The organism is Candidatus Competibacter phosphatis (genome assembly GCF_012939995.1).
GTDB lineage: Bacteria > Pseudomonadota > Gammaproteobacteria > Competibacterales > Competibacteraceae > Competibacter > Competibacter phosphatis.
Window position 1 is genome coordinate 1 of the sequence record NZ_SPMZ01000041.1, and the last position, 14590, is coordinate 14590.

A 14590-nucleotide genomic window follows, 5' to 3' on the forward strand; every position below is an offset into this window, starting at 1 on the left:
GGGCATACACTGCGCCGTTCGCGCCGTCGCCGGGATACCAGGAGGTATCGACCGCCCCGGCGCTGGTCACGCGGGCGATGCTGTTGCGACTCTGCCCGCCGAGGGTGGTGAACNCNCTCGCCGACATAGACGTTGTTGCTGCCGTCCACCGCCAAGGGCGTTCACTACGTTGCTCGCGCCGGGATTCCAGGTGGCGTCCAGGCTGCCATCGGCGTTGAGACGGGCGATGTTCCGGCGCGGAACCCCATCGACTATATCGAAGGCGCCGCCAATGATGAGCTTGCCATCCGACTGTCGGGCAATGGCCAGCACCACACCACCGCCTACCATCAACCCGAGATCGGGGGCGGCGAGTACCTCGACTGCCGCCGGCGCCGGCCGAACAAGACCTGTCCCCAGCAGCAGCGCCACCAGCAGGGTGAGCAGAGCGCTGGTACGGCCATAGCCGCTCCCGGCGCTAGCTTGTGACCGAACTAGGAAGAGCCATGTCATTATTTGGAACTCCATATATCAACCAAGATAGTTATGTCAAGAATTTAGGCGAGCTGACAGACGGTGTGGAGCCGATAATCAAATTTTTATATCGAAAGAATACAGTCAATTTTAATTTAAATGCATGAATGATGAGAAATGAAATTAAATTTCAAACAAAAACAATATCATAGAAAATAAATTGACTATAATTTATGCGATTATTGGCTATGTCAATTAAACATATATAATACTAACCATTTAATTAGGCGGTTTTATCATCTGAAAATGTATCAGACAAAGATACACGCATATTTGCTGGCCATTTTTTTATATATAACTTATTGAAAATTAAATGTTATATTTAAATACTGGGCGGATTGGCTATTCAAGAATGCTTGTAGCGAACATGATGGCCGTTATTTTTATGACCATTGTATATAATAAATTACAATTTTTGCTGGCATGGCGGATGTGCGTGTTGATGCATTGCGGCACGGGAATTATTTGGAGATAGCCAGCCTTTCGTTATAATCGGCGGCCTTACGGTGACCCCGGCAGCCGTATCGCTTTGGGTCAGATTCGCTTCTGAAAGGACTGAGGACACATGGGGCTTATCGTACAGAAATACGGTGGTACCTCGGTGGGTAACACCGAACGGATCGAAAACGTCGCGAACAAGGTCATCGACTGGCGTGGGCGTGGCCATCAAGTCGTGGTCGTCGTGTCCGCCATGAGCGGCGAAACGGACCGGCTGATCGGTTTGGCCAAAAACATCACTTCTCGTCCCAGCCCGCGCGAGCTGGATGTGCTGTTGGCCACTGGCGAGCAGGTCACGATTGCTTTGCTTTGTATCGCCCTGGAAAAACGCGGTTGCCCAGCCCGCTCCTACACCGGTGGTCAGGCCCGCATTCTCACCGACAACGCTCATAACAAGGCGCGCATTCAGGACATCAAGGCCGACTCCATCCGCGCCGATCTCGACGCCGGTCGGGTGGTGGTGGTGGCGGGCTTTCAGGGCGTGGACGAGGATGGCAACATCACCACCTTGGGCCGGGGCGGTTCCGATACCACCGGTGTCGCGCTGGCCGCCGCGCTGAAAGCCGACGAGTGCCAGATTTACACCGATGTGGACGGCGTTTACACCACCGATCCCCGGGTGGTTCCCGAAGCGCGACGGCTGGATCGCATCACCTTCGAGGAAATGCTGGAGATGGCCAGCCTGGGCTCCAAGGTGCTGCAGATCCGCTCGGTGGAATTCGCCGGCAAACACAATGTCCCATTACGAGTGCTCTCCTCCTTTCAGGAAGGTCCGGGCACCTTGATTACCTTTGAGGAAGCCAACGAGGCGAAGCAGATGGAGAACGTGCTGATTTCCGGTATCGCCTTCAACCGCGACGAGGCCAAGCTCACCGTGCAGGGTGTCCCCGACCGGCCGGGCATCGCTTTTAGCATTCTGGGGTCGGTGTCCGCCGCCAATATCGAAGTCGATATGATCATCCAGAACATCGGTCGCGACGGTACCACCGATTTCACCTTTACGGTACATCGCAACGACTACGAGCGGACACTGGAGATTCTGAACGAGCAGGCCACCCGGCTCGGCGCTCGCGAGGTCTCCGGTGACGGCAAGATTGCCAAGCTTTCCCTGGTCGGCATCGGCATGCGCTCCCACGCTGGCGTGGCCAGTAAGATGTTCGAGGCGTTGGCGAGGGAAGGCATCAACATCCGCATGATTTCGACCTCCGAGATCAAGATTTCGGTGGTGATCGACGAAAAATATCTGGAGCTGGGCGTGCGTGCCTTGCACGAGGCGTTCGGGTTGGAAAAAGCGGCTTGAAAACAGACCTGTACCCGCGAGTCTCTTGTTCGCGGGGTTGGATCCGTCGGACAAGTGGAGCAATTGCAGGCGCGGACTGTTCAAAACCGCAAGATGCCCTGGGGGCTGTTGATGGAAAACAAGGAGTAGCTTGACATGTTGATTCTGACACGCAGAGTTGGAGAAACGCTGATGATCGGTGACGAGGTAACCGTGACCGTGCTGGGCGTGAAAGGTAATCAGGTTCGTATTGGGGTCAACGCCCCCAAGGATATTGCGGTACACCGCGAGGAAATTTACGAGCGGATCAAACGCGAGCAGGACGATTCCGCCCATGCGACCAGCCAGCCGCAACCGGGTCAGGAAGCTTGAAATCAGGGCTTTACGCCGGTGGTTTCAACCGGTATCCTTAGCAATCCACAATGCCCGCTCGCGGGCATTTTTCGGAGAGATGGCCGAGCGGCTGAAGGCGCTCCCCTGCTAAGGGAGTATGGGGTTAAAAGCTCCATCGAGGGTTCGAATCCCTCTCTCTCCGCCAGCATTTTTCGAATCGCGCGGAAATTGACAAGGTTTGGCTCAGTCCGCATAATCCGCGTCCCCGCTTACGCGCCCGTAGCTCAGTTGGATAGAGTACCTGGCTACGAACCAGGTGGTCGGGAGTTCGAATCTCTCCGGGCGCGCCAAATCAACAAAAAGCCCAGGCAAAATTGCCTGGGCTTTTTGTTTGAGTTCTTGGAACGGGACGAAATATGAACTTTGGTGGCCCATCGCCGACAGGGGGTGGTTTGGCCACGACTGGTTCTGTATCAGTGTACCCGCCAGGCTATGGTCCACGCCCTGGAACCGCGTGACGATGTCAGCGCCCATCTTCTCTTGACCCGCATCCTTTGCCTGTCCATGGCTAAGAATCCTTTTACACGGAGCGCCATGTTGATTCTTGTCCAGCGCAAGTCGCTTGTTCGAGGCGTGGTGGCATCAACCGCATTGGGTGGTTCAGCAGTACGAGCTTCTACCAGTGTCTCGGATGGCGAGTCTGTAAAAATGCTTTCATTTTCCAGAAACCCGCGAAATTATCATTCTTTTCTTCCCGCATCGTTATAATTGAGAACGATTATTTATAATTCGATCTGCTACTAAAAAAGTGAATTTGACGCGCTCCATCGTTGTTCTTCTTTCTTGGGTCGTATACGTTAATATCGATGGATGCCCTGGTATTGAACAAGAGCCACTCCATAATTTATATAAATCGATTTATCGGTTGCATTGAATGCATGAGAAAAGTTGCGGTAAGTTGACGAAGCATTCAATGCTTGGAGTTTTATTGAATGAATAAAAACGAAACGGATCTGATCCAGTGGAAGCGATTAAGATGATCGAGCGATAGTCGTCTTGAATCGAGAGCGACAAAACCTTTGTCTACCATGAAATATCCGATTCTTCGGCCTTTGTGGGGGAAGTCAGAGTCGGATGATCTAAGTCCTGATTGGGTGAACCTTGGGAGGCGATGTCTGGGAGGATAGGCGTAGCGGCGAGGATGAAGATTGCAGGATAGGGTTGGGTTGGCCAGTACGTTTATCCCTGTAATGACCAACTAGCATGTTACAATAAACGACTGACTTTAAAGCACGCGGACGACGGCGATAACGGCGATTGATGAACATCGAACAATCCATCATCGAGGGGTGCGAGCGGTTGGAGGTGCGGTTGCGGGCGGGCACTGGTGCACGACTAGCGGTTTTTCTAAGCCTGCTGGAGCGCTGGAACCGCGCCTATAACCTCACCGCCGTGCGCGATCCAAAGGCGATGGTGGTCCGGCATGTGCTGGACAGCCTGTCGATTTTGCCCTGGCTGGAAGGCATACGGGTACTAGATGTGGGCAGCGGCGCCGGCTTGCCAGGCATCCCTCTGGCGATCGTCCAACCGGATTTCGAATTTGTCCTGTTGGATAGCAACGGCAAACGTACCCGCTTTATGAATCAGGTCGTCGCCGAACTGAAGCTGGCGAACGTGAGCGTGGTACGCAGCCGGATCGAGGACTATCGACCGGCGATATTAATGAACAGTGTGGTGTCGCGCGCTTTCGCTACCCTGGCGGAGATGGTGGCGGAAGCCGGGCGGTTGTGCGCGCCCGAAGGTCGGTTGCTGGCGATGAAAGGGGTTTTTCCCGATGACGAGTTGGCCCGTTTGCCGTCCGGCTATAATGTGGTCGGCGTTTACCCGCTCCAGGTCCCGGACCTGGATGCCGAACGCCATCTGGTCCATTTGACTCCCGCCCGCCGAGATTGAGTTCGCTACATCCATGGCCACCATCATTGCAATTGCCAATCAAAAGGGCGGGGTCGGCAAAACGACCACTGCCGTCAATCTGGCCGCTTGTCTGGCCGCGCTGCGGCAAAACGTGCTGCTGGTCGATCTCGACCCCCAGGGTAACGCCACCATGGGCTGTGGTGTGGATAAGCATGCCGTCACCGCCACCAGCTACGACGTGTTGTTGGGCGAAGCTACCCTGACCGAAGCGCTGCGGTGGATCGAAAAAGCACAAATGCAATTATTGCCGGCCAACGGCGACCTGACCGCCGCCGAGGTCAACCTGCTGAAAACGGACAATGCCCCCAACCGTTTGCGCGACACGCTTGCTCCAGTGGCGTGGAACTTCGATGTGATTCTGATCGACTGTCCGCCGTCGCTGAACATGCTGACCGTCAATGCCTTGACCGCCGCTCAGTCGATCATTGTCCCCGTTCAATGCGAATACTACGCGCTGGAGGGCTTGTCGGCGCTGCTCGATACCATTGAAAAAGTACGCCGTTCCACCAACCCCGGCTTACGCATCGAGGGGGTGGTGCGGACCATGTTCGATCCGCGCAACCGGCTGGCCAACGATGTATCCGCCCAGATCGTCGAGCACTTCGGCGAGGCGGTGTTCGAGACGCTGATTCCCCGCAACGTGCGCTTGGCCGAAGCTCCCAGCTACGGCCTGCCGATCATCCATTACGACGACAGCTCGCGCGGTGCGCAAAGCTACCGGGAGCTGGCGCGGGAATTGAGGAAACGGTTGCGGCGATCCGTCGCTCCCGCAATGAAGGAGGCGGGTGCATGATCAAGAGAAAAGGGGGCCTGGGCCGAGGCCTGGACGTCCTGCTGGGCGCGGCGCGCGGCGAGGCACCACTCGATCCGCCACCGGCCGAAACCCTGCGGCAGTTACCGGTCGAACGAATCTGTCGGGGTCGTTATCAGCCGCGACTGGACCTGCGCGAGGACACCCTACAAGATTTGGCTGAATCCATCCGCGCCCAGGGAGTAGTACAGCCGTTGTTGGTGCGACCGCTGGGAGAGGATCGTTACGAACTGATCGCCGGCGAGCGGCGCTGGCGGGCGGCGCAGCTCGCCGGTTTGCGCGAGGTGCCGGCCGTGATCCGTGAAGTGCCGGATCAGGCGGCCATCGCCGTGGCCCTGATCGAGAATATCCAGCGCGAGGACCTCAATCCCCTGGAGGAAGCCGTCGCCCTCCAGCGGTTGGCCGCGGAGTTCGCGCTGACCCACCAGCAGACCGCCGAAGCGGTGGGGAGGTCGCGGGCGGCGGTCAGCAACCTGTTGCGGTTGTTGGAATTGACCGAGGAAGTGCAGCAGTTGGTGCGAGAGCGCAAGCTGGACATGGGGCACGCGCGCGCGCTGCTGTCGTTATCGCCTCCCCTGCAGCGGGAGGCCGCCCATCAAGTGTTGCTGCGCGGGCTGTCGGCGCGGGAGACCGAGAGTCTGGTGCGTCGCCTGCGGCAGTCCGTCATCGCGCCGTCCCCGCCAGCGAAGCCGGCCGATCCCGACCTGCGTCGGCTGCAAGACAATTTGTCGGAGCGGCTGTGCGCACGGGTGCAGGTGCGGCACAACGCCTCTGGCAAGGGGCGCGTGGTGATCCACTACAACTCGCTGGACGAGTTGGATGGCATCATTACCCGTGTCAAATAATGTGGTAATTTTCGTTGACCCCGATACGGCAAATTCCCTATAATTCTTGCCACTCCGCGCTGTTGGGGAAAGGCCGTGGACAGAGGATGCCAGGAAGGCTTCGGTGCTGCGTGGAGAAAAGAATTTCATAATCAGAATAGACGAATAATTGAATCACTAAAGATGCCCGGCGCACTGTGGTATCCAGACAATTAGAACCAATGCGAACCATGGGCGCAAAACAGGTCACCCGAAAAATTATTATCATCCAACTGCTCGTCACGCTGTTGGCCGCTATTGTTTCATTTGCCTTCAACAGCCTTCAGGCCGCTTACTCCGCGTTGGTTGGAGGCGGTATCAGCATTGTTGCCACCCTGTATTTTGCCAGTAAGGTCTTTGCGGTCCGTATTGGCGCACCCGCCGCTAAAATCGCCCGAGCGTTCTATGTGGGCGAAGTCGTCAAGATGCTGCTGACGGTTGTTCTGTTGAGCATCGCCTTGCTCTGGTTCGATGTTTCACCCCTTCCGCTCTTGCTGGCGTATATGGCGGCGCTGATGGCGTACTGGCTGGCATTACCCTTCACATACGACGCTTCGGTGAGGACGCTATGAGCGAAAGTGGTCATTCCGCAACGGGATACATCGTCCACCATTTGACCAATCTCAAGATTGGCGAAGGGTTTTGGGCGCTTCATGTCGACACCCTGTTTTTTTTCGATCAGTCTGGGAGCGCTATTCCTGTGGCTGTTCATGAAAGCCGCGAAATCGGCTACCAGCGGCGTGCCGGGGCCGCTACAGAATTTCTGCGAAATCATGGTCGATTTTGTCGATACTCAGGTTAAAGATTCGTTTCACGGCCGTAATCCAGTGATTGCCCCACTGGCACTGACCATCTTCGTCTGGGTATTTCTGTGGAACGCCATGGATTTGGTGCCAGTGGATCTATTGCCCTCCATCGCTGGTCTATTCGGTATTCATTATCTGCGTTCAGTACCGTCCACCGATCTGAATTCGACGTTCGGCATGTCGATTTCGGTGTTGCTGCTGGTTTATTACTACAGCATCAAGGTCAAGGGTCCGGTGCATTTCGCAATGGAAGTATTGACCCATCCTTTCGGTAAGTGGCTTATGCCCTTCAATCTGTTGTTGCGGATTGTCGAGGATTTGGCCAAGCCCATTTCACTCGGTCTGCGTTTGTTCGGCAACCTCTACGCCGGCGAGCTGATTTTCATTCTGATCGCGTTGTTGCCCTGGTGGATTCAGTTTACGCTGGGCTGGCCATGGGCGGTGTTCCACATCCTCGTCATCACCCTGCAAGCGTTTATCTTCATGGTGCTGACCATCGTCTATCTCAGCATGGCGCATGAGGATCACTAAGCGGATCGTTCCGGAGCCGGCTCCTTCCGCGACAGGACCGGTTTCGCCAACCTAAGACTGTTTTTTTTACCACACCCCAAACCTCTAAACGGGAGACAATAATGGAAGCTGCAAGCCTGATTGCCAACGTGCAGGGTATGACCGTTATCGCCGTGGCTCTGATTCTGGGCCTGGGCGCGCTGGGAACCGCCATCGGTTTTGCCCTGTTGGGCGGCAAGTTTCTGGAAGGCGCCGCGCGTCAGCCGGAAATGATCCCCGCGCTGCAGGTCAAGATGTTCATCGTCGCCGGTTTGCTCGACGCGGTGACCATGATCGGCGTCGGTATCGCGCTGTTCTTCACCTTCGCCAACCCGTTCCTCGGCCCGGTGCAGCAGGCTCTGAGCCATTGATCTTCGGGGTTTCCGATCAATACGCCAATCCGTATAGCTGAGGAGGTAACCGCGTGAACTTCAATGCCACGCTTATTGGGCAGATGATCACGTTCGGCCTTCTGGTGCTGTTTACCATGAAGTATGTATGGCCGCCGATCATCCAGGCCATGCAGGACCGCCAGAAGCGTATCGCCGACGGCTTGGCCTCCGCCGAGCGCGGGGTCCACGAGCAGGAACTGGCTCAGGCCAAGGCCGCGCAGATGCTCAAGGAAGCCAAACAGCAAGCCGCCGACATCGTTGCCCAAGCCAACAAGCGCGCCAACGAAATCATCGAGCAATCGAAACTGGATGCCCGCGTCGAGGGCAGCCGCCAGCTCGCCGCCGCCCAAGCGGAGATCGAGCAGGAGGTCAACCGCGCCCGCGAGCAACTTCGCGGTCAAGTCGTCAATCTCGCCGTCGCTGGTGCTGGCAAGATTCTCAAGCGCGAGGTTGACGAAGCGGCTAATGCCGCCATGTTGGATGATCTGGTCGCGCAGCTCTAACCACACGGACCACGCCAATGGCTGAAACGACAACCGTCGTCCGACCCACCGCCGCCGCTCGGCCATATGCCCGCGCCGCGTTCGAGGACGCTCAAGCCGCGCGGGAATTGCCGCTCTGGTCCGAGCTGTTGCGGGTAGCCGCCGCCATCGCGGCCGATCCTACCCTGCACCGCTTGCTGGGACCCTGGAACCCCGTGCTGCGCGGCGAGCAGAAAGCCGACTTGGTCGGGGGGTTATGCCGCGATGTCCGCGGCGGCGTGGAAGCGCCGGACGCATTCGTCACCTTCCTTAAGGTGCTGGCCGAGAACCATCGCCTGCACCAACTTCCCAGTATCGCCGTTCTGTTCGAGCGGTTGCGCGCGGAGGCGGAAAGCACCGTTCACGCCGAGCTTGTCAGTGCCGCCGCCGTGACCGCCGCCCAGCGCAAGATCGTGATCAAGGCACTTAAGGCGAGGTTCAAGCGCGACATTGTGCTGGACTGCAAGCAAGATGAGTCGCTGATCGCGGGCGCGGTGATTCGGGTCGGCGATCTGGTGATCGACGGTTCGGCGCGCGGCCGGCTGGACAAACTCGCCATGGCCTTAAGCCAGTAGGGGGAAAACCGTTTTATGCAACTCAAACCATCCGAAATCAGCGATCTGATTCGGCAGCGCCTGCAAGGTTACCAGGCGACCGCCGAAGCCCGCACGGAAGGCACCATCGTCAGCTTGGCCGACGGCATTGCCCGGATTTATGGCCTCGACAACGCGATGCAGGGTGAAATGATCGAGTTCCCGTCACCTCGGGAAGGCGACCCGGTCACCTACGGTCTCGCCATGAACCTGGAGCGGGATTCCGTTGGCGCCGTGATTCTGGGCGACTTCGAACACTTGGCGGAAGGCGACAAAGCGCTTTGCACTGGCCGCATCCTTGAGGTGCCGGTGGGCGAGGCGCTGTTGGGACGCGTGGTCAATTCTCTTGGTCAGCCGATCGATGGCAAGGGACCGATCAATGCCACGGAGACCTCGCCCGTCGAGGTCATCGCTCCTGGCGTTATCGAGCGTCAATCGGTCAGCCAGCCGGTGCAAACCGGTCTGAAGGCCATCGACGCCATGGTGCCGATTGGTCGTGGCCAGCGCGAGTTGATCATCGGCGACCGTCAGACCGGCAAGACTGCGGTAGCGGTCGACGCGATCATCAATCAGAAGGGCACGGGCATCAAGTGCATTTATGTGGCGATCGGTCAGAAGAACTCGTCGATCGCCAACGTGGTGCGCAAGCTGGAAGAACACGGCGCGATGGATCATACCATCGTGGTCGCCGCCAGTGCCTCCGAGTCGGCCGCGATGCTGTACACCGCGCCATACTCCGGCTGCGCGATGGGCGAGTACTTCCGCGACCGCGGCCAGGATGCCCTCATCGTCTATGATGACCTGTCCAAGCAGGCCGTGGCCTATCGCCAGGTCTCGCTGCTGCTGCGCCGTCCGCCGGGTCGTGAAGCTTTCCCCGGTGACGTGTTCTATCTGCATTCCCGCCTGTTGGAACGGGCCTCCCGCATCAATGCCGATGAAGTCGAGCGGCTGACCAATGGCGCGGTGAAGGGCCAAACCGGTTCGTTGACCGCTCTGCCGATCATCGAAACCCAGGCCGGTGACGTATCGGCGTTCGTGCCCACCAACGTGATCTCGATTACCGACGGCCAGATTTTCCTGGAAACCGACTTGTTCAACGCTGGCATCCGGCCCGCCATCAATCCAGGTCTCTCGGTGTCCCGGGTCGGCGGCGCCGCCCAGACCAAGATCATCAAGAAGCTGGGTGGCGGTATCCGCTTGGCCTTGGCGCAGTATCGCGAGCTGGCGGCCTTCGCCCAGTTTGCTTCCGACCTGGACGAGGCGACCCGCAAGCAGCTCGAACGTGGCCAGCGGGCGACCGAGTTGATGAAACAGAAGCAGTATTCGCCGATGTCGGTGGCCGAGATGGGCATCTCGCTGTACTCGGTGGATCGGGGCTATCTGGACGATGTGCCGCTCAACAAGATCGGCGACTTCGAAGCCGGGTTGCTGGCGTTCGCACGGGCCAACCACGCCGCCTTGATCGACCAGATCAACGCGACGGGCGACTACAACGATGAGATCGAAAGCGGCATCAAAAAGGTCGTGGAAGATTTCAGAGCCCACTTCGTCTAAACGGGGTGCAGCATGGCCGGTGCCAAAGAGATACGAACCAAAATCAAGAGTATCAAAAGTACTCAGAAGATCACCAAAGCCATGGAAATGGTGGCGGCGAGCAAAATGCGCAAGGCGCAGGAGCGCATGCGAGCCGCTCGGCCTTATGCGACCAAGATTCGCAACGTCATCTCGCACCTGGCCCATGCGTATACCGAGTATCGCAGCCCGGGACTGGTGGAGCGTGAGGTCAAGCGTGTTGGGCTCATCGTGGTTTCGACCGACCGCGGCCTGTGCGGGGGGGCTGAATACCAACCTGTTCAAGACCGCCATTGTTGCCATGCAGCAATGGCGTAACCAGGGGGTGGAGATCGATATCTGCACGATCGGCACCAAGGCATTTCAGTTTTTCCGTCGGCTGAAAGGTAATATTGTCGCTCACGTTTCCCATTTGGGCGATGCACCCCGTTTCGAGGATGTGCTCGGCCCGGTCAAGATTATGGCCGATGCGTTCACGGAGGGACGAGTGGACGCTATCTACTTGGTGTATAACGAATTCGTCAACACCATGAGCCAGAAGCCCAAAGTCGAGCAACTGGTGCCGGTCACCGCCGAGGTGAAGGAAGCCGCGCCTACTCATCGTTGGGATTATATCTACGAACCCGATCCCAAGGAGCTCATCGAGCTGCTGTTGCGACGTTACGGCGAATCCGTGGTGTATCAGGCACTGGTGGAAAATGTCGCCTGCGAGATGGCTTCCCGCATGGTGGCCATGAAGAGCGCAACTGACAATGCTGGGGCCCTGATCGATGAGTTGCAACTGATCTACAACAAGGCCCGGCAGGCGTCGATTACCCAGGAACTGGCCGAGATCGTGGGTGGCGCGGCGGCGGTGTAAGGTCACGGCGCGCGTCTGCTTCCTCTGAGGCGGACACGCGGTGAAACAAGTTATAAGAGGAACCCAAAGCATGAGTTCTGGCAATGTGGTGCAAATCATCGGCGCGGTGGTGGATGTCGAGTTCCCCCGCGGGTCGGTGCCTAAGATCTACGACGCGCTGCGTCTCGATGAAAACGGGCTGATCCTGGAAGTGCAGCAGCAGTTGGGTGATGGCGTGGTCCGCACCATCGCCATGGGAGCGTCCGAAGGACTGAAGCGCAACATGGTCGTCTCCAACACCGAAGCGCCGATCTCGGTGCCAGTGGGCACGCCCACTCTGGGCCGGATCATGAACGTGTTGGGGATACCGATCGACCATAAAGGGCCGGTGGAGACCGACACCTACCGCGCCATCCATCAGCCAGCGCCCAGCTATGAGGACCAATCGGGCGCGACCGAGCTGCTGGAAACCGGTATCAAGGTCATCGATCTGCTCTGCCCGTTCGCCAAGGGTGGCAAGGTGGGCCTGTTCGGTGGCGCCGGCGTGGGCAAGACCGTCAACATGATGGAGCTAATCCGCAATATCGCCATCGAGCACTCGGGGTATTCGGTGTTTGCCGGCGTGGGCGAACGGACCCGCGAAGGCAACGACTTCTATCATGAGATGAAGGATTCGAACGTGCTGGACAAGGTGGCCCTGGTCTATGGCCAGATGAACGAGCCGCCGGGCAACCGGTTGCGCGTGGCCCTGACCGGTCTGAGTATCGCCGAGAACTTCCGCGACGAAGGCCGTGACGTACTGTTGTTCGTGGATAACATCTACCGCTATACCCTGGCCGGCACCGAGTGCTCCGCATTGTTGGGTCGCATGCCCTCCGCGGTGGGCTATCAGCCAACCTTGGCCGAGGAAATGGGCGTATTGCAGGAGCGCATTACCTCGACCAAGACCGGATCCATCACCTCCATCCAGGCGGTGTACGTGCCCGCCGACGACCTGACCGATCCGTCGCCGGCCACCACCTTCGCTCACCTGGACGCCACGGTGGTGCTGTCCCGTCAGATTTCCGAACTAGGCATCTATCCGGCGGTGGACCCGCTGGATTCCACGTCCCGACAGTTGGATCCGCTGGTGGTGGGGCAGGACCACTACGACACCGCCCGCGCGGTGCAGAGTACGCTGCAACGCTACAAGGAATTGAAGGATATCATTGCCATTTTGGGCATGGACGAATTGTCCGAGGAGGATAAGCTGGTGGTGGCGCGTGCGCGCAAGATTCAGCGCTTCCTGTCGCAGCCGTTCTTCGTGGCCGAGGTGTTCACCGGTTCGCCTGGTAAATATGTGGCGCTCAAGGACACCATTGCGGCGTTCAAGGGCATTGTGGCCGGTGAGTATGATAGCCTGCCCGAGCAAGCGTTCTACATGGTCGGCTCGATTGACGAAGCCGTGGAAAAGGCCAACAAGCTGTAATGGGGTTGCGGTCCGGAGCGGCGTATCGTCTCCGGGACCGCCGCGCTCCATTCGCAACCGACAAGAGGATGCACCATGGCCATGACACTGCACGTCGACATCGTCAGCGCGGAGAAAGAATTGTTCTCCGGAGCCGTCGAGATGGTGACCGCGCCAGGTGAATTGGGCGAGTTGGGCATTTTGCCGCGCCACAGCCAACTGCTGACTCGGTTGAAGCCTGGTCAGGTTCGGGTTCGGCTGCTGGGCGGTGAGGAGCAGTTGTTCTACGTGTCGGGGGGATTGCTGGAAGTCCAGCCCCATGTGGTGACTATCCTGTCCGATACGGCGGAACGAGCCAGGGATTTGGACGAAGTTGCCGCGCAATCCGCCAAGCAGCGCGCCGAGCAGGTGATCGCCGATAGCCGGAGCGAGTTCGAGTTCGCCAGGGCCAAGGTCGAACTGGCCGAGGCGATCGCTCAGTTGCAGACTATCGCGAAGATGCGTAAGCAGCGCAAATCAGGTTAATTTCGGCTAACAACAACAATAAGTTCGACCCCCCTGGGCCGTGACGTTGTCACGGCCTTTTTTTGTTTTTTCGTCCCAACAGGGAAGCTCGTCGTCGGCGCGGCGGCCGGAACCGGCGATCTTACGGGCGACGTTCGCTACAATAGCTGGCAATACGTTGATGAGAGGTCTACCCGTCATGCAGCAGCTTTCGGTCGTGATCCTTGCCGCCGGTAAGGGCAAGCGCATGGTTTCGGATTTACCCAAGGTGTTGCACGCGGTAGGCGGCAAGCCGTTGCTGGGCCATGTGTTGGCCACGGCGAGCTGTTTGGAGGCGGCTACCCGGATCGTGGTGTACGGCCATGGGGGCGAGGCCGTCAAGACCGCCTGCGCGGGCGAGGAGGGAGTGCTCTGGGTAGAGCAAGCCGAGCAACTAGGTACAGGACACGCGGTGGCGCAAGCCTTGCCGCTGTTGGCCGAGACTGGCGTGGTGCTGGTGCTGTACGGCGATGTCCCCCTGACCCGCGCCGAGACCTTGCGGCCACTGGTGGAAGCGGCCCGGCGCGGCCGATTGGCGCTGCTGACGGTCGAATTGACCGATCCGGCTGGTTATGGCCGCATCGTTCGCGACGATTCGGGGCAGGTGCGATGTATCGTCGAGGAAAAAAGACGCCACGCCGGTGGAGCGCGATTTACGCGAGGTCAATACCGGGATTCTGGCGGCGCCCGCAGCGAAGCTGCGCGGATGGGTGGCCGGGCTGGGTAACGATAATGCCCAAGGCGAGTATTATCTGACCGATGTGGTGGCTCTGGCGGTGCGCGACGACGTGCCGATCGAGCCGTTCACGGTGGTCGACCCGGCGGAGGCGCAGGGGGTCAACGATCGCCGGCAACTGGCGGAGTTGGAGCGCTGCTATCAGGGGCGGCAGGCCGAAGCGCTCATGTGTGGCGGCGCGACCCTGTTGGACCCGGCGCGTGTGGATGTGCGCGGCACGGTCACCACCGGTCGGGATGTGGTGATCGACGCCAATGTGGTGTTCGAGGGGACGGTGCATCTGGGCGACCGGGTTCGGATCGGGCCGTTTTGCCTGCTGCGG

14 protein-coding genes, 2 tRNA genes and 3 pseudogenes are annotated in these 14590 nt (G+C 58.6%); 18 read left to right on the forward strand and 1 reads right to left on the reverse strand.

Annotation, left to right across the window (positions count from 1 at the left end; all coding sequences use genetic code 11):
- Nucleotides 1-66: 66 nt before the first annotated feature.
- On the reverse strand, nucleotides 67-507 hold the full coding sequence (locus tag E4P82_RS22880; RefSeq protein ID WP_478219232.1) for a delta-60 repeat domain-containing protein: 441 nt from the start codon (nucleotides 505-507) through the stop codon (nucleotides 67-69).
- Between the two features lie 571 nt (nucleotides 508-1078).
- On the opposite strand from E4P82_RS22880, the gene E4P82_RS14210 reads away from it, so the two are divergent.
- From E4P82_RS14210 to glmU, 18 genes and pseudogenes are all read left to right on the forward strand, one after another.
- Nucleotides 1079-2311: an aspartate kinase gene (locus E4P82_RS14210; protein ID WP_169249507.1), complete on the forward strand. Its 1233-nt coding sequence runs from the start codon at nucleotides 1079-1081 to the stop codon at nucleotides 2309-2311.
- A gap of 135 nt (nucleotides 2312-2446) precedes the next feature.
- A complete protein-coding gene (gene csrA, locus E4P82_RS14215; RefSeq protein WP_169249508.1) occupies nucleotides 2447-2662 on the forward strand; it encodes a carbon storage regulator CsrA in 216 nt (71 codons plus the stop codon).
- A 73-nt stretch (nucleotides 2663-2735) separates the two neighbouring features.
- A tRNA-Ser gene (locus E4P82_RS14220) sits at nucleotides 2736-2828 on the forward strand.
- 68 nt (nucleotides 2829-2896) lie between these two features.
- Nucleotides 2897-2973 (forward strand) — tRNA-Arg (locus E4P82_RS14225).
- A 967-nt stretch (nucleotides 2974-3940) separates the two neighbouring features.
- A complete protein-coding gene (gene rsmG, locus E4P82_RS14230) occupies nucleotides 3941-4576 on the forward strand; it encodes a 16S rRNA (guanine(527)-N(7))-methyltransferase RsmG (RefSeq protein ID WP_420887119.1) in 636 nt (211 codons plus the stop codon).
- Between the two features lie 13 nt (nucleotides 4577-4589).
- Nucleotides 4590-5390 (forward strand): ParA family protein, encoded by an 801-nt coding sequence (locus tag E4P82_RS14235; protein ID WP_169249510.1) that lies wholly within the window; start codon nucleotides 4590-4592, stop codon nucleotides 5388-5390.
- On the forward strand, nucleotides 5387-6253 hold the full coding sequence (locus tag E4P82_RS14240) for a ParB/RepB/Spo0J family partition protein (protein WP_169249511.1): 867 nt from the start codon (nucleotides 5387-5389) through the stop codon (nucleotides 6251-6253). The genes E4P82_RS14235 and E4P82_RS14240 overlap by 4 nt, the downstream gene beginning before the upstream one ends.
- Nucleotides 6254-6462: 209 nt before the next feature.
- Nucleotides 6463-6843, forward strand: a complete 381-nt coding sequence (locus tag E4P82_RS14245) for an ATP synthase subunit I (protein ID WP_169249512.1) — start codon at nucleotides 6463-6465, stop codon at nucleotides 6841-6843.
- Nucleotides 6840-7608, forward strand: a pseudogene (gene atpB, locus E4P82_RS14250) (F0F1 ATP synthase subunit A). The gene E4P82_RS14245 and the pseudogene atpB overlap by 4 nt, the downstream one beginning before the upstream one ends.
- 101 nt (nucleotides 7609-7709) lie before the next feature.
- Nucleotides 7710-7997: a F0F1 ATP synthase subunit C gene (gene atpE / locus E4P82_RS14255; RefSeq protein ID WP_169249513.1), complete on the forward strand. Its 288-nt coding sequence runs from the start codon at nucleotides 7710-7712 to the stop codon at nucleotides 7995-7997.
- A 53-nt stretch (nucleotides 7998-8050) separates the two neighbouring features.
- On the forward strand, nucleotides 8051-8521 hold the full coding sequence (locus tag E4P82_RS14260; RefSeq protein ID WP_169249514.1) for a F0F1 ATP synthase subunit B: 471 nt from the start codon (nucleotides 8051-8053) through the stop codon (nucleotides 8519-8521).
- A gap of 17 nt (nucleotides 8522-8538) precedes the next feature.
- A complete protein-coding gene (locus E4P82_RS14265; protein ID WP_169249515.1) occupies nucleotides 8539-9114 on the forward strand; it encodes a F0F1 ATP synthase subunit delta in 576 nt (191 codons plus the stop codon).
- A 15-nt stretch (nucleotides 9115-9129) separates the two neighbouring features.
- On the forward strand, nucleotides 9130-10686 hold the full coding sequence (gene atpA / locus E4P82_RS14270) for a F0F1 ATP synthase subunit alpha (protein WP_169249516.1): 1557 nt from the start codon (nucleotides 9130-9132) through the stop codon (nucleotides 10684-10686).
- Between the two features lie 12 nt (nucleotides 10687-10698).
- Nucleotides 10699-11563 (forward strand): annotated as a pseudogene (atpG, locus tag E4P82_RS14275) (F0F1 ATP synthase subunit gamma).
- A gap of 70 nt (nucleotides 11564-11633) precedes the next feature.
- Nucleotides 11634-13010 (forward strand): F0F1 ATP synthase subunit beta, encoded by a 1377-nt coding sequence (gene atpD, locus E4P82_RS14280; protein WP_169249517.1) that lies wholly within the window; start codon nucleotides 11634-11636, stop codon nucleotides 13008-13010.
- A gap of 75 nt (nucleotides 13011-13085) precedes the next feature.
- Nucleotides 13086-13514 (forward strand): F0F1 ATP synthase subunit epsilon, encoded by a 429-nt coding sequence (locus E4P82_RS14285; RefSeq protein WP_169249518.1) that lies wholly within the window; start codon nucleotides 13086-13088, stop codon nucleotides 13512-13514.
- A gap of 178 nt (nucleotides 13515-13692) precedes the next feature.
- The gene (locus E4P82_RS22240) at nucleotides 13693-14259 is read left to right on the forward strand and encodes an NTP transferase domain-containing protein (protein ID WP_246327594.1); all 567 of its coding nucleotides are present in this window, start codon (nucleotides 13693-13695) and stop codon (nucleotides 14257-14259) included.
- Nucleotides 14243-14590, forward strand: a pseudogene (gene glmU / locus E4P82_RS22245) (bifunctional UDP-N-acetylglucosamine diphosphorylase/glucosamine-1-phosphate N-acetyltransferase GlmU); the annotation flags it as partial. The gene E4P82_RS22240 and the pseudogene glmU, both read left to right, overlap by 17 nt.

Coding starts and splice junctions, on each gene's coding strand:
- E4P82_RS14210 (WP_169249507.1), top strand. CDS start 1,079: ATGGGGCTTATCGTACAGAAATACGGTGGTACCTCGGTGGGTAACACC.
- csrA (WP_169249508.1), top strand. CDS start 2,447: ATGTTGATTCTGACACGCAGAGTTGGAGAAACGCTGATGATCGGTGAC.
- E4P82_RS14235 (WP_169249510.1), top strand. CDS start 4,590: ATGGCCACCATCATTGCAATTGCCAATCAAAAGGGCGGGGTCGGCAAA.
- E4P82_RS14240 (WP_169249511.1), top strand. CDS start 5,387: ATGATCAAGAGAAAAGGGGGCCTGGGCCGAGGCCTGGACGTCCTGCTG.
- E4P82_RS14245 (WP_169249512.1), top strand. CDS start 6,463: ATGGGCGCAAAACAGGTCACCCGAAAAATTATTATCATCCAACTGCTC.
- atpE (WP_169249513.1), top strand. CDS start 7,710: ATGGAAGCTGCAAGCCTGATTGCCAACGTGCAGGGTATGACCGTTATC.
- E4P82_RS14265 (WP_169249515.1), top strand. CDS start 8,539: ATGGCTGAAACGACAACCGTCGTCCGACCCACCGCCGCCGCTCGGCCA.
- atpA (WP_169249516.1), top strand. CDS start 9,130: ATGCAACTCAAACCATCCGAAATCAGCGATCTGATTCGGCAGCGCCTG.
- atpD (WP_169249517.1), top strand. CDS start 11,634: ATGAGTTCTGGCAATGTGGTGCAAATCATCGGCGCGGTGGTGGATGTC.
- E4P82_RS14285 (WP_169249518.1), top strand. CDS start 13,086: ATGGCCATGACACTGCACGTCGACATCGTCAGCGCGGAGAAAGAATTG.
- E4P82_RS22240 (WP_246327594.1), top strand. CDS start 13,693: ATGCAGCAGCTTTCGGTCGTGATCCTTGCCGCCGGTAAGGGCAAGCGC.